Annotated in this window: 18 protein-coding genes; 10 read left to right on the top strand and 8 right to left on the bottom strand. The window is 67.7% G+C overall.

Going from position 1 to position 23425, the window contains the following annotated elements:
* Window positions 1-19: 19 nt before the first annotated feature.
* Entirely contained in the window at window positions 20-1498 is a 1479-nt protein-coding gene (gene dnaB / locus OG194_RS23610) for a replicative DNA helicase (protein ID WP_026150108.1), read from the bottom strand.
* Between the two features lie 459 nt (window positions 1499-1957).
* Between dnaB and OG194_RS23605 the strand changes: the two genes are divergently transcribed.
* Window positions 1958-3295, top strand: a complete 1338-nt coding sequence (locus OG194_RS23605) for an MATE family efflux transporter (RefSeq protein ID WP_327402813.1) — start codon at window positions 1958-1960, stop codon at window positions 3293-3295.
* A gap of 191 nt (window positions 3296-3486) precedes the next feature.
* On the opposite strand, the gene rplI is transcribed toward OG194_RS23605, so the two are convergent.
* The 4 genes from rplI to rpsF form a co-directional block, all read right to left on the bottom strand.
* Complete coding sequence (gene rplI / locus OG194_RS23600) at window positions 3487-3933, bottom strand: 50S ribosomal protein L9 (protein WP_327402812.1); 447 nt, start codon at window positions 3931-3933, stop codon at window positions 3487-3489.
* Between the two features lie 18 nt (window positions 3934-3951).
* Window positions 3952-4188 (bottom strand): 30S ribosomal protein S18, encoded by a 237-nt coding sequence (gene rpsR, locus OG194_RS23595; protein WP_006381652.1) that lies wholly within the window; start codon window positions 4186-4188, stop codon window positions 3952-3954.
* 57 nt (window positions 4189-4245) lie between these two features.
* The gene (locus tag OG194_RS23590) at window positions 4246-4860 is read right to left on the bottom strand and encodes a single-stranded DNA-binding protein (RefSeq protein WP_327402811.1); all 615 of its coding nucleotides are present in this window, start codon (window positions 4858-4860) and stop codon (window positions 4246-4248) included.
* Between the two features lie 77 nt (window positions 4861-4937).
* Window positions 4938-5228, bottom strand: coding sequence for a 30S ribosomal protein S6 (gene rpsF, locus OG194_RS23585; RefSeq protein WP_006604399.1), 291 nt, complete (start codon window positions 5226-5228; stop codon window positions 4938-4940).
* A 276-nt stretch (window positions 5229-5504) separates the two neighbouring features.
* Between rpsF and OG194_RS23580 the strand changes: the two genes are divergently transcribed.
* The 3 genes from OG194_RS23580 to OG194_RS23570 all read left to right on the top strand — a co-directional run bounded on the left by OG194_RS23580 (window position 5505) and on the right by OG194_RS23570 (window position 8235).
* The gene (locus OG194_RS23580) at window positions 5505-5819 is read left to right on the top strand and encodes a hypothetical protein (RefSeq protein WP_327402810.1); all 315 of its coding nucleotides are present in this window, start codon (window positions 5505-5507) and stop codon (window positions 5817-5819) included.
* A gap of 179 nt (window positions 5820-5998) precedes the next feature.
* On the top strand, window positions 5999-7120 hold the full coding sequence (locus OG194_RS23575) for a lipid II:glycine glycyltransferase FemX (protein WP_327402809.1): 1122 nt from the start codon (window positions 5999-6001) through the stop codon (window positions 7118-7120).
* An 83-nt stretch (window positions 7121-7203) separates the two neighbouring features.
* Window positions 7204-8235 carry an alanine racemase gene (locus OG194_RS23570; protein WP_327402808.1) on the top strand — a complete coding sequence of 344 codons (1032 nt, stop codon included), beginning with the start codon at window positions 7204-7206 and terminating at the stop codon, window positions 8233-8235.
* Window positions 8236-8326: 91 nt separating this feature from the next.
* Here the strand turns inward: OG194_RS23570 and OG194_RS23565 are convergent, their stop codons facing one another.
* Together OG194_RS23565 and OG194_RS23560 are read right to left on the bottom strand one after the other, a co-directional pair.
* Window positions 8327-9826 (bottom strand): glycosyltransferase family 87 protein, encoded by a 1500-nt coding sequence (locus OG194_RS23565; RefSeq protein WP_327402807.1) that lies wholly within the window; start codon window positions 9824-9826, stop codon window positions 8327-8329.
* 136 nt (window positions 9827-9962) lie between these two features.
* Window positions 9963-12569 carry a transglycosylase domain-containing protein gene (locus OG194_RS23560; RefSeq protein WP_442811611.1) on the bottom strand — a complete coding sequence of 869 codons (2607 nt, stop codon included), beginning with the start codon at window positions 12567-12569 and terminating at the stop codon, window positions 9963-9965.
* Between the two features lie 375 nt (window positions 12570-12944).
* Between OG194_RS23560 and OG194_RS23555 the strand changes: the two genes are divergently transcribed.
* From OG194_RS23555 to OG194_RS23540, 4 genes are all read left to right on the top strand, one after another.
* The gene (locus OG194_RS23555; RefSeq protein WP_327402806.1) at window positions 12945-13631 is read left to right on the top strand and encodes a PadR family transcriptional regulator; all 687 of its coding nucleotides are present in this window, start codon (window positions 12945-12947) and stop codon (window positions 13629-13631) included.
* A 44-nt stretch (window positions 13632-13675) separates the two neighbouring features.
* A complete protein-coding gene (locus OG194_RS23550) occupies window positions 13676-14758 on the top strand; it encodes an inositol-3-phosphate synthase (RefSeq protein ID WP_327402805.1) in 1083 nt (360 codons plus the stop codon).
* A 77-nt stretch (window positions 14759-14835) separates the two neighbouring features.
* Window positions 14836-16113, top strand: coding sequence for an MFS transporter (locus OG194_RS23545; protein ID WP_327402804.1), 1278 nt, complete (start codon window positions 14836-14838; stop codon window positions 16111-16113).
* Window positions 16114-16246: 133 nt separating this feature from the next.
* Window positions 16247-16870 carry an LppU/SCO3897 family protein gene (locus OG194_RS23540; protein WP_327402803.1) on the top strand — a complete coding sequence of 208 codons (624 nt, stop codon included), beginning with the start codon at window positions 16247-16249 and terminating at the stop codon, window positions 16868-16870.
* 105 nt (window positions 16871-16975) lie between these two features.
* On the opposite strand, the gene OG194_RS23535 is transcribed toward OG194_RS23540, so the two are convergent.
* The gene (locus tag OG194_RS23535) at window positions 16976-18442 is read right to left on the bottom strand and encodes a CCA tRNA nucleotidyltransferase (protein ID WP_327402802.1); all 1467 of its coding nucleotides are present in this window, start codon (window positions 18440-18442) and stop codon (window positions 16976-16978) included.
* Window positions 18443-18700: 258 nt separating this feature from the next.
* On the opposite strand from OG194_RS23535, the gene OG194_RS23530 reads away from it, so the two are divergent.
* Both OG194_RS23530 and murJ read left to right on the top strand, forming a co-directional pair.
* A complete protein-coding gene (locus OG194_RS23530; protein ID WP_327402801.1) occupies window positions 18701-21100 on the top strand; it encodes a DUF6049 family protein in 2400 nt (799 codons plus the stop codon).
* Between the two features lie 46 nt (window positions 21101-21146).
* Window positions 21147-23387, top strand: coding sequence for a murein biosynthesis integral membrane protein MurJ (murJ, locus tag OG194_RS23525; RefSeq protein WP_327402800.1), 2241 nt, complete (start codon window positions 21147-21149; stop codon window positions 23385-23387).
* Window positions 23388-23425: the final 38 nt, after the last annotated feature.

The raw sequence follows: 23425 nt of genomic DNA, 5'->3' as shown, positions 1-23425 counted from the left end.
GCCGCCTACAGCGACCCGGTCACGTCTGCGCCATGTCCACGAAGCGTGAGTAGTGCCCCTGGAAGGCGACCGTGATCGTCGCCGTCGGGCCGTTACGGTGCTTGCCCACGATGATGTCGGCCTCGCCCGCGCGCGGCGACTCCTTCTCGTACGCGTCCTCGCGGTGCAGCAGGATGACCATGTCGGCGTCCTGCTCGATGGAGCCGGACTCACGCAGGTCGGACACCATCGGCTTCTTGTCCGTGCGCTGCTCGGGACCACGGTTCAGCTGCGAGAGCGCGATCACCGGGACCTCCAACTCCTTCGCCAGGAGCTTGAGGTTTCGGGACATGTCCGAGACCTCCTGCTGACGGCTCTCCTGTCGCTTGGAGCCACCGGCCTGCATCAGCTGCAGATAGTCGATGATCACCAGCTTGATGTCGCTGCGCTGCTTGAGCCGGCGGCACTTCGCGCGGATCTCCATCATCGACAGGTTCGGGGAGTCGTCGATGTAGAGCGGCGCGGACGACACCTCGGGCATCCGGCGCGCCAGTCGCGTCCAGTCCTCGTCGGTCATGGTGCCGGAGCGCATGTGGTGCAGAGCGACCCGCGCCTCGGCGGACAGCAGACGCATCGCGATCTCGTTGCGCCCCATTTCGAGGGAGAAGATGACGCTCGGGAGGTTGTTCTTGATCGACGCCGCGCGAGCGAAGTCGAGCGCGAGTGTGGACTTACCCATGGCGGGACGGGCCGCGATGACGATCATCTGGCCCGGGTGCAGACCGTTGGTGAGCGAGTCGAGGTCGGTGAACCCGGTGGGCACGCCGGTCATCTCGCCGCTGCGTGAGCCGATCGCCTCGATCTCGTCGAGCGCGCCCTCCATGATGTCGCCGAGCGGAAGGTAGTCCTCGCTGGTCCGCTGCTCGGTGACGGCGTAGATCTCGGCCTGGGCCCGGTTGACGATCTCGTCGACGTCGTCGTCGGCCGCGTATCCCATCTGGGTGATGCGGGTGCCGGCCTCGACCAGGCGGCGCAGGACGGCCCGCTCGTGGACGATCTCCGCGTAGTACTCCGCGTTCGCCGCCGTCGGAACGGTCTGGACGAGCGTGTGCAGATACGATGCGCCGCCGACCTTGTTGATCTCACCGCGCTTGGTGAGTTCGGCGGCGATGGTGATCGGGTCGGCCGGCTCGCCCTTGGCGTAGACGTCGAGGATCGCCTGGTAGATCGTCTCGTGCGCGGGCTTGTAGAAGTCGTGGCCCTTGAGGACCTCGACGACGTCGGCGATGGCGTCCTTGGACAGGAGCATGCCACCGAGCACGGACTGTTCGGCATCGAGGTCCTGCGGCGGCACTCGCTCGAAGGCCGAACCGGCGCCCTCCCACTCGCCGCCTTCGCGGCCGCGGTCGTGCTGTTCGTCCCGGCCGCGGCCTCCGTCACCTCGTCGTCGGGAAGCGGGCAGACGATCACTTGGACCGCTCTCGGCCCACGGGTCGTCCAAGGGCTCGGAAATACTCACCGAGCCACCTCCTCCCGTCCGTCGAGCGGACCTCGCCGTGCCCCTTATTTCTACGGCACGGCACTGACAAATGAAGCGCCCAACTCCGGTACGGGCGCGTCGGTTTTGTGATGGTTCTCGGTCCGACGGACGGGGCGGGTACCGGTCCACCGTAGGCCTGTGGGCACCGTCAGCCAATCTGGTTATCCACAGGCCATGTGGACGACGGCCCCGATGCTGTGGAGAACCCGCCAAAACCTGTGCACGACCCGGTGGACAGCCCTGTGAACAAGCCCTCGCCACTTCCGCCGTAACCGACCTGACCTGCACCTTTCCCATCCACCGGCTGTGCAGAAGAAAAACTTTCCACATCAGACCAAGATCGCTTCGAACAGTGCGCGAGAGGACACGAGGCGAGATCAGAGGTAAGGGTCACAAAGCAATTGCATCTCTTACCTGTGGACGATTAGATTAGTGCTCATGACACAGGCTCCCGCGGCCACCAGGGCCACCCGACGACAGCACGACCGAGAGATCGTCATGCTGGCCGTCCCGGCCTTCGGCGCACTCGTCGCCGAGCCCCTCTTCGTCATGGCCGACAGCGCGATCGTCGGCCATCTCGGCACGGCACAACTCGCCGGACTCGGAGTAGCATCCGCCCTCCTGACGACAGCCGTGAGCGTCTTCGTCTTCCTCGCCTACGCCACCACTGCGGCCGTCGCCCGACGTGTCGGCGCCGGTGATCTCCAAGCCGCCATCCGCCAGGGCATGGACGGCATCTGGCTCGCCCTGCTGATCGGCGCCACCGTCATAGCCGTCGTCCTCCCCTCGGCACCCGCCCTCGTCGGCCTCTTCGGCGCCTCGGACACCGCCGCCCCCTACGCGACGACCTATCTGCGGATCTCCTCCATCGGCATCCCGGCCATGCTGATCGTCCTCGCCGCCACCGGAGTCCTGCGCGGACTGCAGAACACCAAGACACCGCTCTACGTCGCCGTCTCAGGCTTCGTCGCCAACGGCGTCCTCAACGTAGGGCTCGTCTACGGCGCCGACCTCGGCATCGCCGGTTCCGCCTGGGGCACCGTCATCGCCCAGTGGGGCATGGCTGCCGTGTATCTCGTCGTGGTCGTCCGCGGAGCCCGCCGACACGGCGCCTCCCTCAGCCCGGATGCGGCAGGGATACGAGCCTCGGCCCAGGCCGGCGTACCTCTCCTCGTACGCACGCTCTCCCTGAGAGCGATCCTCCTGATCGCCACGGCCGTCGCGGCCCGCCTCGGGGACGCCGACATCGCCGCCCATCAGATCATCCTGTCCCTGTGGTCGCTGTTGGCCATGGCACTCGACGCCATCGCGATCGCGGGACAGGCCATCATCGGGCGCTACCTCGGCGCGGACGATCCCGCGGGCGCCCGCGCCGCCTGCCGTCGCATGGTGCAGTGGGGGATCGCCGTCGGAGTGGTGCTCGGTCTCCTGGTGATCCTGTCCCGCCCGCTCTTCCTCCCTCTATTCACCAGCGACCCCACCGTCAAGGACACCGCCCTGCCCGCCTTGATCATGGTCGCGCTCTCCCAGCCGATCTGCGGTGTCGTCTTCGTCCTCGACGGGGTACTGATGGGCGCGGGTGACGGGCCGTATCTCGCCGGGGCCATGGTGGTGACCCTGGCGGCCTTCGCTCCGGTGGCCCTGCTCGTACCGACCCTCGGCGCCGGACTGACCGCACTCTGGGGAGCGATGACCCTGATGATGACGGTCCGCATGCTGACCCTCCTGCTGCGGGCCCGCTCGGGACGTTGGGTCGTGACGGGCGCGACCCGCTGACCGTTTCACGTGAAACACCGGTTTCACGTGAAACACTGCCCGCCGCACTGTCGCGTTTCACGTGAAACATGCGCGACGGAACGGCGTCCCCAACCCTGCACGCCGGCCCGACGTCCCGCCCTCCCGGACACAGCAGAGGGGCCGCACCCCAACGGGTGCGGCCCCTCTCTCAGCTGTGCCGAGTGCAGCGATCAGGCTGCGATGACCTCGATGTTGACCTTGGCGGCAACCTCGGGGTGCAGACGCACGGACGTCTCGTGGGCGCCCAGGGTCTTGATCGGGGCAGACAGCTCGATACGACGCTTGTCGACCTCGGGGCCACCGGAAGCCTTGATCGCGGAAGCGATGTCGGCCGGGGTGACGGAACCGAAGAGACGACCGGCGTCGCCGGAGCGGACGGCCAGACGAACCTTGACGCCTTCGAGCCGGGCCTTCACGGAGTTGGCCTGCTCGATGGTCTGGATCTCGTGGATCTTGCGAGCACGACGAATCTGCTCGACGTCCTTCTCGCCACCCTTGGTCCAGCGGATAGCGAACTTCCGCGGGATCAGGTAGTTGCGAGCGTAACCGTCCTTGACGTCGACGACGTCGCCCGCGGCACCGAGGCCGGAGACCTCGTGGGTGAGGATGATCTTCATTAGTCGGTCACCCTTCCCTTATCGCGCGGTGGAGGTGTAGGGCAGCAGCGCCATCTCACGGCTGTTCTTCACAGCCGTGGCGACGTCACGCTGGTGCTGCGTGCAGTTGCCGGTCACGCGGCGGGCACGGATCTTGCCACGGTCGGAAATGAACTTCCGCAGCATGTTCGTGTCCTTGTAGTCCACGTACTGGACCTTGTCCTTGCAGAATGCGCAGACCTTCTTCTTCGGCTTGCGCACAGGCGGCTTCGCCATGGTGTATCTCCTGTGTGATCAAGAAGTGTGGGTACGACCCACCCTCGGCCCAAGGGCCTAGAAGGGGGGTTCGTCCGAGTAGCCGCCGCCACCGCCACCGCTGGCGCCGCCGGAGTTTCCACCCCAGCCGCCACCGCCGCCGCCCTGGTTTCCACCGGCAGGAGCGCTGGTGGCCCACGGGTCCTCGGCGGGAGCGCCGCCGGCCGGCTGACCGCCGCCGGAGTTTCCACCCCAGCCGCCGCCACCCTGGCCACCGCCACCGCCACTGCCGCCGCCGAAACCGCCGCCCTGGCCACCGCGAGCGCCACCGGCGGTCTTGGTGACCTTGGCCGTGGCACTGCGCAGGCTGGCGCCGACTTCCTCGACGTCCAGTTCGTAGACCGTGCGCTTGACGCCCTCACGGTCCTCGTAGGACCGCTGCTTCAGCCGGCCCTGCACGATGACGCGCATGCCTCGCTGGAGCGATTCCGCGACGTTCTCCGCCGCCTGACGCCAGACCGAGCAGGTGAGGAAGAGGCTTTCGCCGTCCTTCCACTCGTTCGTCTGGCGGTCGAAGGTGCGGGGAGTGGACGCGACACGGAACTTCGCGACCGCCGCACCGGACGGGGTGAAGCGCAGCTCGGGGTCGTCGACAAGATTGCCGACGACCGTGATGACGGTCTCGCCTGCCATGGGGGAACCTCTCGGCGGGTTTGCTGCTGGCTGCTTGGTGCTGCTACTCGAATCCCGAGATCAGCTGAGCTGGATGCTCAGTGGGTCTCGGGGCGGAGGACCTTGGTCCGGAGGACCGACTCGTTCAGGTTCATCTGGCGGTCGAGCTCCTTGACGACCGCAGGCTCGGCCTGCAGGTCGATGACCGAGTAGATGCCCTCGGGCTTCTTCTTGATCTCGTACGAGAGACGACGACGGCCCCAGGTGTCGACCTTCTCGACCTTTCCATTGCCCTCACGGACGACGGAGAGGAAGTTCTCGATCAGGGGGGAGACAGCGCGCTCCTCCAGATCGGGGTCGAGGATGACCATCACCTCGTAGTGACGCATGTGGAACCCACCTCCTTTGGACTCAGCGGCCACGGTCGATCCGTGGCAGGAGGGTTGTGATGCGTAAGCAACAGTGTGTGCCAGTAAAACAGCCGCCACTGACATCGGATGCCCCTCGTGGGGATTCCGGGTCGTGGCATGGGCAGACACCAGTGCAGAGGATACAGAGTACCCGCACACCGGCTTCCGGTTGAAATCCGGTGGCGGAGAGCGTCAATCTGTACACATCGGGTGCGTCCGGCGCGACGATGCGCCGCCTTCCGCAGGAGGTGCCACATGGCACAGGCATTGCGACCCAACACCGCCGGTTCTCTCTTCGCCACCGACGGCAAGCCTCATCCGCTCCAGGACACGCTGCTCGCGGTGACCCTGGTGCTCGGGCTGACGGCGTTCATCACGGGCTTCTTCCACAACCTGCATCTGCTCAGCTCCTGGGCCGGCCTGGTGGGGATCCTCACCGGTGCGTACGGGCAGTGGATCTCCGAGACGACGAGGGAGCGCTTCGGACTGATCCTGGGTCTCGGTGCCGCGAGCGTCGGATTCTTCCTCGGCATGGCACACGGCGGCCTGTTCGGCGGCGTCATCAACTGACGGGACGGACGCCACAGTCCGAACTCCGCGTAAAACAGCACGGAACGCCTTGGCGGCCAACAGGCCGAGGCGAAGGTTGCATACGCCCAGTCGGGGCGCTCGTAAGGCGCAGTAGGCTTCGGCGCGAGAGCCGGAGCCCCTGTACCCATGGGGACACCCCAGCCCGAGGAGCGCCCCGAATGAGCCTGACCCTGAGGACCATCAGCCGTGAGCAGCATCTGGCATTCATCCAGAGCCTGCCCTCGGCGAGCCACATGCAGGTCCCGGCCTGGGCTGATGTGAAGGCGGAGTGGCGCTCCGAGAGCCTCGGCTGGATCGACGAGAAGACCGGCGAGCTGGTCGGCGCGGGCCTGGTGCTCTACCGCCAACTCCCCAAGATCAAGCGCTACTTGGCCTATCTGCCCGAGGGCCCGGTCATCAACTGGTTCGCGCCGAATCTGGACGACTGGCTCCAGCCGATGCTGGCCCACCTCAAGCACCAGGGCGCCTTCTCGGTGAAGATGGGCCCGCCGGTCATCATCCGGCGCTGGGAGGCCGTCTCCATCAAGGCCGGCATCCAGAACCCCGATGTGAAGCGACTGCGGGACATCGAGGCCGACTTCATCGAACCGCGCGCCTTCGAGGTGGCCGACAAGCTGCGCCGTATGGGCTGGCAGCAGGGTGAGGACGGCGGCGCGGGCTTCGGCGACGTCCAGCCGCGCTACGTCTACCAGGTGCCGCTGGCGAACCGCTCCCTCGAAGAGGTCCACAAGAACTTCAACCAGCTGTGGCGCCGCAACATCAAGAAGGCCGAGAAAGCCGGTGTCGAGGTCGTCCAGGGCGGTTACCACGACCTTGAGGAATGGCAGCGGCTGTACGAGATCACCGCGCTGCGCGACCACTTCCGGCCCCGCCCGCTGTCGTACTTCCAGCGCATGTGGACGGCCCTCAACACCGAGGACCCCAACCGGATGCGGCTGTACTTCGCCCGGCACGACGGGGTGAACCTGTCGGCGGCGACGATGCTCGTGGTCGGCGGACACGTCTGGTACTCCTACGGCGCCTCCGACAACATCGGGCGTGAGGTCCGGCCCTCGAACGCGATGCAGTGGCGGATGCTCCGCGACGCCTACGCGCTCGGCGCCACCGTCTACGACCTGCGCGGCATCTCCGACTCGCTGGACGAGACCGACCACCTCTTCGGTCTGATCCAGTTCAAGGTGGGCACCGGCGGGCAGGCCGCCGAGTACCTCGGCGAGTGGGACTTCCCGCTCAACAAGCTGCTCCACAAGGCGCTCGACATCTACATGTCGCGCCGCTGACCTCACGGTCCTCGCTTCGATAACGTCGACAGCTTCCATACTTCTGATACACCGCAGCCACCCGAAAGGTTCCAGGTCCGGCCATGGCGCTCACGCTCTACGTCGACACCGCGCGCTGGCGGGCGCATCACAAGCACGTTGCCGGGCAGTTCCCGGGGCTCGTCCCGGTCTGCAAGGGCAACGGCTACGGCTTCGGGCACGAGCGGCTGGCGGAGGAGGCGACGCGGCTCGGCGCGGACGTCCTCGCCGTCGGCACGACGTACGAGGCCGCCCGGATCAAGGACTGGTTCGGCGGTGACCTGCTGGTGCTGACGCCGTACCGCCGCGGCGAGGAGCCCGTTCCGCTGCCGGACCGGGTCATCCGCTCGGTGTCGTCCATCGACGGCGTGTACGGCCTCGTGGGCGCCCGCGTGGTCATCGAGGTGATGTCCTCGATGAAGCGTCACGGCGTGAGCGAGCAGGAACTGCCGCAGTTGCACTCCGCCATAGAGAACGTGCGCCTGGAGGGCTTCGCCATCCACCTCCCGCTGGACCGCACCGACGGCTCGGACGCCGTCGAGGAGGTCATCGGCTGGATGGACCGTCTGCGGGCCGCCCGGCTGCCGTTGCACACGATGTTCGTCAGCCACCTCAAGGCCGAGGAACTGGCCCGGCTGCAGCAGCAGTTCCCGCAGACCCGCTTCCGGGCCCGTATCGGCACCCGGCTGTGGCTGGGGGACCACGAGGCGACCGAGTACCGCGGAGCGGTCCTGGACGTCACCCGGGTCTCCAAGGGCGACCGCTTCGGCTACCGGCAGCAGAAGGCGGCCTCGGACGGCTATCTGGTGGTCGTGGCGGGCGGTACGTCGCACGGGGTGGGCCTGGAGGCCCCCAAGGCGCTGCACGGCGTCATGCCGCGCGCCAAGGGCGTCGCCCGCGCCGGCCTCGCCACGGTCAACCGGAACCTTTCTCCGTTCGTCTGGGACGGCAAGCAGCGCTGGTTCGCCGAGCCGCCGCACATGCAGGTCTCGATTCTGTTCGTACCGGTGGAGGCGGCCGAGCCGAAGGTGGGCGAGGAACTGGTGGCCCATCTGCGGCACACCACCACGCAGTTCGACCGCATCGTGGATTGCTGAGCCACTCCGGAACAGCCGAAAGGCCGTACACGGGAGGTCCCGTGTACGGCCTTTCGCGTGGCCTCTCCGCGCCCAGTCGGCAACTGTTCGCTCAGAGCGAACGGTCGGCCGGTCCCTCGCCGCCCCACTCCACCTGCGGTCCGTCGAAGGGGGCCGCGTGCCGCCCGGGACGGGCCGCGGCCCCGAAAACGAAGACGTCCTCCGCCCTGTCGAGCACCCCGCCCGAGGGATCGTCGTCGCCCGCCAGGCGCACCACATCCCGCTCCGGCATGAGGATGTCGCGCACGATCACGGCGCACAGGTAGAGCGTGCCCAGGATGTGCAGGCCGATGGCCCAGTGGTAGCCGTCGGTCGGCAGGCCCTTGTGCGCGTCTCCGCTGGTCGTGTACGCGAGGTAGAACCAGATCCCCAGGAAGTACGCCACCTCGCACGCCTGCCAGATCAGGAAATCCCGCCACTTCGGCCGGGCCAGCACCGCCAGGGGGACCAGCCACAGCACGTACTGCGGCGAGTAGACCTTGTTCGTCACGATGAACGCCGCGACGATCAGGAAGGCCAGCTGGGCGAAGCGCGGCCGGCGCGGGGCGGTCATCGTGAGCGCCGCGATGCCCGCGCAGCACAGCAGCATCAGCAGCGTGGCGAACGTGTTGACGGTGTCGGTGCTGAGCGGGTCGCTGGAGTTCTGGGCGAAGATCAGCCAGAAGGATCCGAAGTCGACGCCCCGTTCCTGACTGAACGTGTAGAACTTCGACCAGCCGTCGAAGGCGAAGAGCATCACCGGCAGGTTCACCGCCAGCCAGGCGACGGCGGTTCCGCCCAACGCCTTCCCGAAGTCCCGCCACTTGCCCGCGCGCCAGCAGAGCAGGAACAGCGGGCCGAGGAGGAAGACGGGATACAGCTTGGCGGCCGTGGCAAGGCCCAACAGGACGCCGAACGCGAGGGAACGGCCCCGCGACCACATCAGCATCGCCGCGGCCGTCAGAGCGACCGCCAGCAGGTCCCAGTTGATGGTGGCGGTCAGCGCGAAGGCGGGCGCCAGGGCGACCAGCAGACCGTCCCAGGGCCGACGGGCGTGCGTACGGCTGACGCAGACGACGATGACGGCCGCGCACACCATCAGCATCCCGGCGTTGACCATCCAGTACCACTGTTCCTGGTGCTGGATGCTGCCGCTACCGGGCGTGAGCCAGGCGGCCACCTCCATGAACACACCGGTCAGCACCGGGTATTCGAGGTACTGCATGTCACCGGGCAGCTTGTCGAAGTACGGCACGAGACCGTCGGCGAAACCGCGCCCCTGGTAGAGGTGCGGGATGTCCGAGTAGCACGCGTGCGTGTACTGCGAGCTGGCCCCGAAGAACCAACCGCTGGTGTAGCAGGGCGCCTTCTGGACCAGGCCGAGGGCGAACATGCCGATCGCCACCAGTGCGACGACCCGTACGGGAGTCCACCAGGACGCCCCCAGGAGAGCGCGCCGCCCGATGGGGCCACCGATCAGTTCACTCCCTGCGGCGGCGACCTCATCGTCCTTGGTCGGCCGTACCGGATCCGGCTCGTGCACGCTCGTGGGCGTCAGTTCTGCACTGGGCATGGGGCACATCCTGCCGTACGGACCTAGGTGTACGCCGAGGGCCGCCGCACCTCGTGGATGCGACGGCCCTCGTTTCACGTGAAACATCCTATGAAGGGTGTTTCACGTGAAACACCCTTCATAGGCGATATGGCGGCTAACCGGTTGAGCCTCCGAAGATGCCCCCGTTGTCGCCGCCTCTACTGGTGCCACTGGATTCCGTAGCAGTGGCCGTGTCCGTCGGCGTGGACGTCGCACCTCCGTCGGTGCCACCGTCGTCGCTGCACTGCCAGCTGAACTTGCAGGACTCGGTGGCCGAAGGTGTCGAACTCGGCGTCTCGCTGGGCGTCTCGCTCGGGGTCTCACTGGGCGTCTCACTCGGCGTCACGACGGGCGTCGGAGTGGGAGTCGGGGCACCGTCCTCGTTCGACACCTTGTCGATCTTGGTGGCGTCCGGGAAGCCGGGGTCGGACTTCCCCTTCAGCGCGGCCTCCATGTACTCGGTCCAGATCGACGTCGGGATGTCACCACCGTGGATGGACGCCACCCCTGCCGTGCCGTTCATGGAGAGCAGTTCGGCGTCCTTGGGGTTCTCCCTGAACATCGCGATCGACGTCGAGAGCTGCTGGGTGTAGCCGACGAACCAGGCCGACTTGTTGCTGTCGGTGGTACCGGTCTTGCCGGCCGCATCACGGCCCAGAGCCTTCGCGCTCTCGGCCGTACCGTTCTGGATGACGTTCTCCAGGGTGTTCGTGACGTTGTTCGCCACGTTCTCCGGAATCGCCTCCTTCACGGTCGGCTTGGTGAAGCCGGACACCGGCTGTCCGTCCTGCTTGACGGCGGTCACGGAGTACGGGTCCGCCTGCTTTCCCGAGGCGGCGAACGTCGCGTAGGCGTCGGCCATACGGATCGCGCTGGGAGTCGACGTACCGATGGCGAAGGACGCGTTGAGATCTCTCGCCATGCTGTCGCTCAGGATGCCCGCCGACTTGGCGACGTCCCGCACCTTCGTCATCCCGACGTCCATACCGAGCTGCACGTACGGCGTGTTGATGGACTGCTCCATCGCCTTGCGCAGCGTGATGTAACCCCAGGGATAGTTGCTCTCGTTGTTCTGGTAGAAGATCGAGTTGTCCTTGTTCAGGACGTTCGTGCCGTCCTGGTTTCTGACCTTGAGATGGTCGTCGCCGTTGTACTTGCTGAGCGGCGAGATACCGACGCCGTCGGTCTTGTACGTGCCGTACTCCATGGCCGCGGCGAGCACGAACGGCTTCCAGGTCGAACCCACGGGGACACCCGAGGTGTCGGCGTTGTTGGTGAAGTGGCCGTTCTCGTAACCGTCACCGCCGTAGAGGGCGACGATCGCTCCGTCCTTGGGCACCACCGACGCCGCGCCGAACTGGACGTACTTGTCCAGATTGCGCTTCTTCGGATCGATGCGATCCTTCTGGACCTTCTTCACGGCCGCGCTCAGTGCGTTGACCTTGTCCTTCTGGAAGGTCGTGTAGATCTGGAAGCCGCCCTGGTCGAACGCGGTCTGCGAGATGTTCGAGTGGCTCAGGACGTACTTCTTGGCCGTGTCCACCAGATAGCTGATCTGGCCGGTCATGCCCTTGGTCGCCTTGAGCCCCTGGGGCATGGGGTACTTCTTGATGGCCGTCTGGTACTCAACGTCCGTGATGTGCTTGTCATTGTGCATCTGCTCAAGGATCCAGCTCCAACGAGCCTTGGAACGGGCCGTGTTGGACTTGGAATCCGCCGCAGGGTCGATGTTCGTGGCGCCGATGGGGTCGTAGTACGTCGGACCCTTCAACAGGGCTGCCAGGAAGGCGCACTGACTGGGCGTCAGCTTGACCGCGTCCACGCCGTAGTAGGTCTGCGCGGCGGCCTGTATGCCGTAGGCGCCGCGGCCGTAGTACGAGGTGTTCAGGTAGCCCTGAAGGACCTGCTGCTTGCTGAGTTCGGTGCCCACCTTGATGGAGATGAACATCTCCCTGAACTTACGGGTGACCGTCTGTTCCTGGCTCAGGTAGGTGTTCTTGACGAACTGCTGGGTGATCGTCGAACCACCCTGCGTCTCACCGCCCTTGGCCATGTTGGCCAGGGCCCGGGCGATGCCCATGGGGTCGACGCCCGAGTCCGTGTAGAAGCTCTTGTTCTCGGCCGAGATCACCGACCACTGCATGGCCTTGGGGATCTGCGCGATGTTGATGTTCTGGCGGTTGGTGCCGGTGCCCGTGGCGACCATCTGGTCGCCGTTGGACCAGTAGTAGACGTTGTTCTGCGACTTGGCCGCGGTGTTCTCGCTGGGGATGCTGACCATCGCGTAGCCGACACCGACCGCGGCCACCAGGCTGCCGAAGAAGAACAGGCACAGGCCGGAGACAAGCCTCCAGGAGGGCACCCAGCGGCGCCATCCGTACTTGTCGAAGCGCGGATAGTCGACGAAACGCTTCTTGCCGGGCGCGGGAGCGCGGCCTCTGCCCCGGCCGGGCCCGTTCGGGCCGCCGGGACCTTGGCCGGCGGGCTCTCTGCGACGGCCACCGCTTCTCTGGGCAGCCTTGCGTGCTTCGGCGCGGCTGCCGTACTGGCGCTCCTCACCCCCCGGCTCTGCGGGGTTCGACCCATAGGAGTCGGAGGGAGACCCGGTGGTGGCGCCTCGCGGTGCCGCGCGGCGGCCGGAGGTCGGTCCGGACTGGCCGCGTCGGGCCGCGGCTCGTCCGCCTCCCTGCGGCTGCGGCGGTTTGCGACGGTGCTCGCTCATCGAACGATTACTCCTCGGGCAGGCGCACCCGTGCGCGCCTGGAAACGGCGGCTGGTTTCCGGTCCCCCCGAAGTACGGATGTGGTCGGTTCTGCATTCATCCGTACCGCACCGGGGACGTCGACGCCCCCACGCGTCACTTGGTTCCCGGTGGTGTGCATGCCGCACAGACTACGCACCGTCAAAACCTGCTTAGCCCCGAAGTTCACCCCAAATCAGGCAACTTGATTCCAACGAATCAGTGATGTGACGCCGCTCACCATCTCCCCACTTGTCGCATCCGGGAGGCCGTTCTATCGTCTGGATGTATCGAGTCGATACATCAGCTCGGCATAAAGGCCGTCACGGCCGGATCGCGGACAGGAAGGGGGCGACGATGAGCAGACGCTCCGGCATCCTTGAGTTCGCCATCCTCGGCCTGCTCCGCGAATCCCCGATGCACGGCTATGAGCTGCGCAAACGACTCAACACGTCACTGGGTGTGTTCCGTGCGTTCAGCTACGGGACGCTCTACCCCTGCCTCAAGACGCTGGTCGCCAACGGCTGGTTGATCGAGGAGACGGGGAACACCCCCGAGGACGCCCTTACCGCCACCCTCGCGGGACGTCGCGCCAAGATCGTCTACCGGTTGACGGCGGAAGGTAAGGAGCACTTCGAGGAGCTGCTCTCGCAGACGGGGCCCGACGCGTACGAGGACGAACATTTCGCCGCTCGTTTCGCCTTCTTCGGGCAGACGTCACGCGACGTACGCATGCGCGTACTGGAAGGTCGCCGCAGCCGGCTGGAGGAGCGTCTCGACAAGATGCGCACCTCCCTGGCGCGGACCCGGGAGCGCCTCGACGACTACACGCTTGAGCTCCAGCGCCACGGAATGGAGTCCGTGGAGCGCGAAGTGCGCTGGCTGAACGAGCTCATCGAGAGCGAGCGAGCCGGACGGGACCTGACGGGTCCCGCCTCCGGAGGCTCCGCTCAGCAGGACAGCACATCTGGGGAGTCGGGCGGCCTGCCCCGGCTCGGGGGCGCCACCCCCGGGCCGGATCCGTCCGACGAAACCACCACATGAGGTCCAGTCAGGGCCTCACCTCGCACACACAGGGAGCAACCGGAATGGGTTCGGTTCGCGTAGCCATCGTCGGCGTGGGCAACTGCGCCGCGTCACTGGTACAGGGCGTCGAGTACTACAAGGACGCCGATCCGGCGGCCAAGGTGCCCGGTCTGATGCACGTCCAGTTCGGCGAGTACCACGTCGGTGACGTCGAGTTCGTCGCCGCGTTCGACGTCGACGCGAAGAAGGTCGGCCTCGACCTCTCCGACGCCATCGGTGCCAGTGAGAACAACACCATCAAGATCTGCGACGTCCCGAACAAGGGCATCACGGTCCAGCGCGGTCACACCCTCGACGGCCTGGGCAAGTACTACCGCATGACGATCGAGGAGTCCGACGAGACCCCGGTCGACGTGGTCCAGATCCTCAAGGACAAGCAGGTCGACGTCCTGATCTGCTACCTGCCCGTCGGTTCCGAGGACGCGGCGAAGTTCTACGCCCAGTGCGCCATCGACGCCAAGGTCGCCTTCGTCAACGCCCTCCCGGTCTTCATCGCCGGCACCAAGGAGTGGGCGGACAAGTTCACCGAGGCCGGTGTCCCGATCGTCGGCGACGACATCAAGTCGCAGGTCGGCGCCACCATCACGCACCGTGTGATGGCGAAGCTGTTCGAGGACCGCGGTGTCCGCCTTGAGCGCACGATGCAGCTCAACGTCGGCGGCAACATGGACTTCAAGAACATGCTGGAGCGCGACCGCCTGGAGTCCAAGAAGATCTCGAAGACGCAGGCCGTCACCTCGCAGATCCCGGACCGCGACCTGGGCGAGAAGAACGTCCACATCGGCCCGTCGGACTACGTCCAGTGGCTCGACGACCGCAAGTGGGCCTACGTCCGCCTCGAAGGCCGTGCCTTCGGCGACGTCCCGCTGAACCTGGAGTACAAGCTGGAGGTCTGGGACTCCCCGAACTCCGCGGGTGTCATCATCGACGCCCTGCGCGCCGCGAAGATCGCCAAGGACCGCGGCATCGGCGGCCCGATCCTCTCCGCGTCGAGCTACTTCATGAAGTCCCCGCCGGTCCAGTACTTCGACGACGAGGCCTACGCGAACGTCGAGAAGTTCATCAAGGGCGAGGTCGAGCGCTAGGACCCGCCACCGGTCCGCTCGTCGAGGGTCCCCGGGCATTGCGCCCGGGGACCCTCCTCGTATGTGAGGCTGTGCCCATGGCCGTCGTCCGTGACCTGCGCATCCTCCTGCGCTTCCAGGGCTTCCGGCGCCTGCTCGCCGTACGCCTGCTCTCCCAGGGCGCGGACGGCGTCTACCAGGTCGCACTCGCCGCCTATGTCGTCTTCTCCCCGGAGAAACAGACCTCGGCCGCCGCGATCGCCTCCGCGATGGCGGTCCTGCTCCTCCCGTACTCCCTCATCGGCCCCTTCGCCGGCGTCCTCCTGGACCGCTGGCGCCGCCGCCAGGTCTTCCTCTACGGCAACCTGCTGCGCGCCCTGCTGGCCGCGGCCACCGCCGTCCTGATGCTGAGCCACGTCCCGGACTGGCTCTTCTACGTCTCCGCCCTGTGCGTCACCGCGGTCAACCGCTTCGTCCTCGCCGGCCTGTCCGCCGCCCTCCCGCGCGTGGTCGACGACGAACGCCTGGTCGTCGCCAACTCCCTTTCCCCCACGGCCGGAACACTGGCGGCGACGCTCGGCGGCGGCCTCGCCTTCCTCGTCCGGCTGCTGGTCGCGGACACCGACGCCGCGGTGGTGCTGCTGGGAGCGGCCCTCTATCTGTGCGCGGCCCTCACGTCCTTGCGCATGGCCCCCGAACTCCTCGGCCCCGACCGCGCGTTGACCCAGCCCCGACTGGCGACGGCACTCGCCGGCACCGCCAGAGACCTGAAGGCGGCGGTACGCCACCTCGCCGCCCCGCAACGCAGGGAAGCGGTCTGGGCTCTCGTCGCCATGACGTTGATGCGCTTCTGCTACGGCGCCCTGACCGTCCTGCTGCTGATGCTCTGCCGCTACGCCCTCTCGTCGACCCCGGACGACGGACTGCGCCTGCTGGGGCTGGCGTTGGGGGTGTCCGGCGCCGGCTTCTTCGTGGCGGCCGTGGTGACACCCTGGGCCGCCGGACGACTCGGCCCCGGCCGCTGGATCGCCGTGTGCGCCGCGGGCGCCGCCCTCCTGGAACCGGCCCTCGGCCTCCCGTTCACCACCGCCCCCATGCTGGCGGCGGCCTTCGTCCTGGGCCTGACCACACAGGGCGCGAAGATCGCCACGGACACGATCGTGCAGTTCTCGGTCGACGACGGCTTCCGCGGCCGCATCTTCTCCGTCTACGACGTGCTCTTCAACGTCGCTTTCGTCGGCGCCGCCGCGACGGCCGCGCTGATGCTTCCCCCTGACGGCCGCTCAGCCGTGCTGGTGCTCACCGTGGCCCTCGTCTACGGAGCGGTTGCTGCGACTATGGCCCATTTTGAGCGCCGGACAGTGTCACATCACTGATACGGAGCCGCTTCGGGCCACAGCGGTGTCAGTGGGGGCAGGTAGCTTACGGGCGTCTTATTTCGCATCATGCCGCACGCCAGACCACGGGTCCTGCCGTGTGCCATGCGTCCACGTTCCAGGGGGGACCCCAGTGACTACTCCGCCGCCTCAGAGCCCGAACCCATACGCCCAGGGCCCGGGCCCGAATCCCTACACCCAGGACCAGCAGTCCTACGGCCAGCCTCAGACGCCGGCGCCGTACCCGCCGCAGGCTCAGACTCCGGCCCCGTACCCGGCCCAGGCTCAGGCTCCCTACCCGCCGCAGGCCCAGGCCCCGTACCCGCCTCAGGGCGGCTACCCGCAGCAGCCCGGTCAGCCCGGCTTCCCGCCCCAGGGCGGGGCCCCGTACGCTCCGGTCCCCCCGCAGCCGAAGCGCAAGTTCAGCCCCAAGATGATCCGCATCGGCGTCATCGTCCTGATCGCCGCCGGCGCGGCCATCTACGGTGCCATATCGAGCCAGGACGACGCCGACACCGCCAAGGTCGGCGACTGCATGCACCGCGGCAGCGCCAGCGACACCAATCCGGATCTTGAGGTCGTGAAGTGCAGCGACTCGAAGGCCCAGTACACGGTGCTTGCCAAGATCAGCGGCAAGTACTCCGAGTCGGAGGCCGACGCCAAGTGCTCAGCCGCCGCGAAGGACTTCCAGTACTCGTACACCGAGAGCGGTGACGGCAGTAACTTCCTGCTCTGCCTGAAGGACTACTCGAAGTAAGGCAGATACGGCGAGGGGCGGTGTCTCATGTTTCACGTGAAACACCGCCCCTGATGCTGTCCGGGGTCCATGTTTCACGTGAAACATGGACCCCGTTCCACGGCCTCAGCTCTCCGAGGCCCACCACTCCTTGAGTGCGGCCACCGCCGCCTCATGCTCCATCGGCCCGTTCTCCAGCCGCAGTTCCAGCAGGAACTTGTACGCACGGCCGATGACCGGCCCGGGCGTGACGCCCAGGATCTCCATGATCTGGTTGCCGTCGAGGTCGGGACGGATCGAGTCCAGCTCCTCCTGCTCCTGCAGCTGGGCGATGCGCTCCTCCAGACCGTCGTACGCCCGGGACAGCGCGGCAGCCCGGCGCTTGTTCCGTGTGGTGCAGTCCGAGCGGGTCAGCTTGTGGAGGCGACCGAGGAGCGGGCCGGCGTCACGGACATAACGGCGAACGGCTGAGTCGGTCCACTCGCCGGTGCCGTAGCCGTGGAAACGCAGGTGGAGTTCGACGAGACGTGAGACGTCCTTCACCAGGTCGTTGGAGTACTTGAGCGCCAGCATGCGCTTCTTGGTCATCTTCGCGCCGACCACCTCGTGGTGGTGGAACGAGACCCGGCCGTCGTTCTCGAAGCGGCGGGTGCGCGGCTTGCCGATGTCGTGCAGCAGGGCGGCCAGGCGGAGGGTGAGGTCGGGACCGTTCTCCTCCAGTTCGATCGCCTGCTCCAGAACGATCAGCGTGTGTTCGTAGACGTCCTTGTGCCGGTGGTGTTCGTCGCTCTCCAGGCGGAGGGCGGGAAGCTCGGGCAAGACGTGGTCGGCGAGTCCGGTGTCGACCAGCAGGGCCAGCCCCTTGCGGGGGTGCGCGGAGAGGATCAGCTTGTTCAGCTCGTCCCGCACCCGCTCGGCCGAGACGATCTCGATCCGCCCGGACATCTCCGTCATCGCCGCGACGACCTCGGGAGCGACCTCGAAGTCCAGCTGCGCGGCGAACCGTGCCGCCCGCATCATCCGCAGGGGATCGTCCGAGAAGGACGCCTCGGGAGTGCCCGGGGTCCGCAGCACCCGGGCCGCGAGGTCGGCGAGGCCGCCGTGCGGGTCGATGAACTCCTTCTCCGGGAGCGCGACAGCCATCGCGTTCACGGTGAAGTCGCGCCGGACGAGGTCCTCCTCGATGGAGTCGCCGTACGACACCTCGGGCTTGCGCGAGGTGCGGTCGTACGCCTCCGACCGGTACGTGGTCACCTCGATCTGAAAGCGTCGATCAGTGTCTCCGACGCGGGCGTCCTTCTGCACCCCCACCGTGCCGAAGGCGATCCCGACCTCCCACACGGCGTCCGCCCACGGCCGGACGATCTTCAGTACGTCCTCGGGGCGGGCATCCGTCGTGAAGTCCAGATCGTTGCCGAGCCGTTCGAGCAGCGCGTCCCGAACCGAGCCGCCGACCAGGGCAAGAGAGAACCCGGCCTCCTGGAAACGGCGGGCGAGGTCGTCGGCGACGGGAGCCACCCGCAGCAGCTCGCTCACCGCGCGGTGCTGCACCTGGCTCAGGGCACTGGGGTTGTCTTCGTTGGCGTTCGGCACAACAGAAAAGGGTACGTGGCCCCGGCCACCGCGAGCGCCTCCATTAAATGTGCACGGACACGTCCGCCGATACCCGCGCAAGCGCTGCCCTTGCGACGTACACCAGCGCTCCCCTTCATACGGGCACATACGGGACGGTCCGCCGCTGTTCTCCGATCTTGTGGAGCAGTCCGCGGCACTTCCCCTCAGCGCGCATCGTTACCATGCGTGGACGCACATTGCGACGACCACTGACGATGACGAGGGACGGGCGAGCGCGTGGCCGAGGCGGCAGACTTCCAGGGGACGCGTCCCTCACCTGCCCGCCGGTGGCTGGGGCGCACCGGCGCACTGCTCGCCGGGGCGCCTCTGCTGGCCGGCCTCCTCCAGCTGTCCGCCGTCGCACCCGCCGGTGCGGCCGAGCAGACGTCCGCGAAGGCCGCCTCCGGCTCGCAGACGGTGTCCATCTCCCTGGACACGCTCAGTCCCGGCATCCCCACGGACGGGGACACCCTGACCGTCTCCGGGACGGTGACCAACAACGGCAAGCAGGCGGTCACCGACGCCCATGTGGGCCTGCGCCTGGGTCAGGCGCTGAGCACCCGTTCGGCGATCGACACCGTCGCGAAGCGCACCGACTTCATCCAGGGCGTCGACGGCTCGGAGGTCGGCGACAAGTACACCGAGAAGTTCTCCAAGCTCACTCCGGGCGTCGCCGAGCCCTTCACCCTCTCCGTGCCGGTCGACAAGCTGGACCTCGGTGACGACGGTGTCTACCCGCTCGGTGTCTCGCTCTCGGGCCAGACCTCCGCGCAGCCGTGGGAGCAGGTGCTGGGCATCCAGCGGACGTTCCTGCCGTGGCAGCCCGACGAGGCGGACACGAAGACGAAGACGACGTATCTGTGGCCGCTCGTCTCCGGCGTCCACATGACGGCGCAGACGGGTTCCAACGAGCAGCAGACGCCGGTCTTCCTCAACGACGACCTCGCCAAGGAGATCGCCCCGGGCGGTCGCCTCGACCAGATGCTGTCGCTCGGCAAGGATCTCGACGTCACCTGGGTGATCGACCCGGACCTGCTGGCCTCCGTCGACGCGATGACCCGCAGCTACAAGATCCAGGGAAACGGCGACACCACGACGACGGGCACCCACCAGGCGGTCGCCAAGGCGTGGCTTGCCGAACTGCAGTCGGCGGTCGCGGACAAGGAGGTCGTAGCCCTCCCCTTCGCGGACCCGGACCTGGCGTCCCTCGCCCACAACGGCACCAGCGTCACCGGCTCCCTGAGCCATCTCAAGGACGCCACGGACGTCGCCGCGAGCACCGTGGAGACGGTGCTGCACGTGACGCCGAACACGGACTTCGCGTGGCCGGTGAACGGCGCCGTGGACCCGTCGATCATCAAGGTCGCCACCTCGGCCGGCGCCGACAAGGTGATCGCCCGCAGCGACAGCCTCCAGGAGACCGGCGACCTGTCGTACACGCCTTCCGCCGCGCGGCCCATCGGCGGCGGCACGACGGCGGTGGTCGCGGACGCACGGCTCTCGACGGCGTTCGAGGGCGATCTGACGAAGGCCGGGGCCGCCACGCTCGCCGAGCAGCGGTTCCTCGCCCAGAGCCTGGCGCTCGACCTGCAGACGGACAAGCAGCGCAGCATCGTCGTCGCCCCACCGCGCATGCCCACCGGGAGCCAGGCCCAGACGATGGCCGAAGCTCTGACGACCCTCCAGAGCAGCACCTGGAGCGAGTCGCAGGATCTTGCCGCGGCGGCCAAGGCCAAACCCGACCCGAGCGCCACGACGAAGATCCCGTCGTCCTCCTCGTACCCCTCCTCGCTGCGCAGGCAGGAGCTGCCGAAGTCGGCTTTCGAGCAGATCGCGGCCACCCAGGACAGGCTCGACAACTTCCGGGTGATCCTCACCGACGAGTCCCGGGTCGTGACCCCGTTCGGGCGGGCCATGAACCGTGAGGTGTCCACGTCGTGGCGGGGACAGGCGGGCGAGGCGGCGAACTTCCGCCAGAGCGTGCTGAATTACCTCGAAGACCTCACCGACCAGGTGAAGTTGATCGACAAGTCCGAGACCAAGCTCTCGGGCCGCAGCGCGACGATCCCCGTGACCGTGCAGAACAACCTGGTGCAGGGCGTCGAGCACCTGGTCCTGCGCCTCACCTCGACGAATCCCACGCGGCTGAAGATCGGCGGCAAGGCCTACTGGGAGCAGCAGGTCACGGTCAACGGCGGGCACAGCCAGTCCGTGAAGTTCACCACGTCGGCCAACGCCAACGGCAAGGTGGGCGTGATCGCCCAGCTGTACACGGAGGACGGCCAGGAGTACGGGCAGGCCGTCAACTTCGACGTGAAGGTCACCGAGGTCACGGCCACCGTCATGCTGGTCATCGGGGGCGGTGTCCTGCTCCTCGTCCTCGCCGGCTTCCGGATGTACACGCATCGCAAGCGCGCCGTCGCCCGCCAGGCCGAGGAGGGTCCCGACGGACCCGACGACGAAGCGGCGGAGGAGCCCGACGGCCCGGAGAACCCCGAAGGCCCCCAGGACCGTCTCAAGGAGGAGTCCGGCACTCCGTCCCGGGCAGACGACCCGGAGCACCCGAGTGACCCGACACCGGACACCGCACCGGAAAGCGCCGACCCGTCCGGCACGGGTGAGAGAGTGGACCGTTGAGCGATGTCGTGGCCGGTGGGCCCGGGGACGATGAGGTGGGGTAACCATGAACGCGCCGTACGACGGTGACCACGGTCAGGGCGCGGGCGGCTCGGGCTACCCCGAGGGCCCGCCGCCCGAACACGGCCAGGTGCCGCCGCAGCCCCCCGCGGACATGTACCTCCAGGACGCCTACGACCAGGACCCCTACCGGGCGCAGGACCTCTCCGCCCAGGACCCGGTCGCCGAGGCGCTCTACGACCGCGCCGCCCACCCCCCGCCGCCGCCGGGCACGTACCAGCCGCAGCCCCCGCTCTACGCACAGCCGCCTCAGTCCCCCTACGCCCCGGACCCCCGTGTGTGGGCGCAGACCCCGGCGCCCGAGCCGGAGGGCCCGACCCAGTACCTGCCGTACGGCGACGACGCCCGGACGACCCAGTTCGTGGGCGTGGACGACCTGGTGACCGGGGCCGGCGAGGAGCACCACGAGCCGGACGCCTTCGCGCATCTCTTCCGGGACCAGGGACAGGGCGGCGGACGTCCGCAGACGGACTCCCCGGCAGTCCCCGGCCCGTCCCCGGCCCCGCCCTCGGGCCAGGCGCCCCCGGCGCCGATGTCCGACGCCACGATGCAGCTCACTCCCACAGCACCGGCGCCCGCGGCCGCTCCCAAGAAGAGCGGGAAGGCCTCCGGCCTGCTGAAGTCGAGTGCCGTGATGGCGGCGGGCACGATGGTCTCCCGCCTGACCGGCTTCGTCCGCTCCGCGCTGATCGTCGCGGCGCTGGGCACGGCTCTCCTCGGCGACACCTTCCAGGTCGCCTACCAGCTGCCGACGATGATCTACATCCTGACCGTCGGTGGCGGACTCAACTCCGTCTTCGTGCCGCAGCTCGTGCGCGCCATGAAGGAGGACGACGACGGCGGCGAGGCGTTCGCCAACCGTCTGCTGACCCTGGTCATCGTGGCGCTCGGAGTACTGACCGCGCTGGCGATGTTCGCGGCGCCTCTCCTGGTCCGCCTGCTGTCGGTGAAGGTCGCGAGCGACCCCGCGGCCGACAGCGTCGCCATCACCTTCACCCGCTACTTCCTGCCCTCGATCTTCTTCATGGGCATCCACGTGGTGATGGGCCAGATCCTCAACGCCCGCGGCAAGTTCGGCGCGATGATGTGGACCCCGGTCCTCAACAACGTCGTCATCATCGTGACGCTCGGCATGTTCCTCTGGGTGTACGGCACCTCGGCGGACTCCGGTATGGGCGTCCAGAACATCCCGCCGGAGGCCCAACGCCTCCTGGGCATCGGTGTTCTGCTCGGTCTGGTCGTCCAGGCGCTGGCGATGATCCCGTACCTGCGCGAGACAGGGTTCAGGCTGCGGCTGCGGTTCGACTGGAAGGGCCACGGCCTCGGCAAGGCCGCGATGCTCGCCAAGTGGACCGTCCTGTTCGTCCTCGCGAACCAGGCGGGTGCCCTCGTGGTCACCCAGCTCGCCACCGCGTCGGTCGCGGACACGAACATCGCCGGTACCGGATTCAGCGCCTACGCCAACGCCCAGCTCATCTGGGGTCTGCCGCAGGCCATCATCACGGTGTCCCTCATGGCCGCCCTGCTGCCGCGCATCTCGCGCTCGGCCGCCGAGGGCGACGGCGGAGCCGTCCGCGACGACATCTCCCAGGGTCTGCGCACGACCGCCGTCGCGATCGTGCCGATCGCCTTCGGCCTGCTCGCCCTCGGCATCCCGATGTGCACCCTGATCTTCGGCTCCTCGGGTACCGGCGCGGCCACCAACATGGGCTTCATGCTGATGGCCTTCGCCCTCGGCCTGATCCCGTACTCGGTGCAGTACGTCGTCCTGCGTGCCTTCTACGCCTACGAGGACACCCGGACGCCCTTCTACAACACCGTCATCGTCGCCGCGGTCAACGCGGGCGCCTCGGCGGTCTGTTTCTTCGTGCTCCCGGCCCGCTGGGCCGTGGTGGGCATGGCGGCCTCGTACGGCCTCGCGTACGCGACCGGTGTCGGCGTCGCCTGGAACCGGCTGCGCAAGCGGCTGAACGGCGACCTGGACGGCGCTCGCGTCATGCGGACGTACGCTCGGCTCAGCATCGCCTCCGTGCCGGCCGCACTGCTCAGTGGTGCGGCTTGCTACGGGATCGGTCATACGCTCGGCCAGGGGGTCGTCGGCTCGTTCGCCGCCCTCCTGGTGGGCGGTGCCGTACTGCTCGGAATCTTCTACGTCGCGGCCCGGCGCATGCGCATCGAGGAGCTCAACTCCCTCGTGGGCATGGTGCGCGGGCGCTTGGGGCGCTGAGGCGGGGGCACACGCACAACCATCGTCCGCCGCTGTGT

The organism is Streptomyces sp. NBC_01288 (genome assembly GCF_035982055.1).
In the GTDB taxonomy this organism is placed as follows: Bacteria; Actinomycetota; Actinomycetes; order Streptomycetales; family Streptomycetaceae; genus Streptomyces.
The sequence above is the reverse complement of the archived record's forward strand: the minus strand, read 5'-3'. Positions and strand labels throughout refer to the sequence as shown.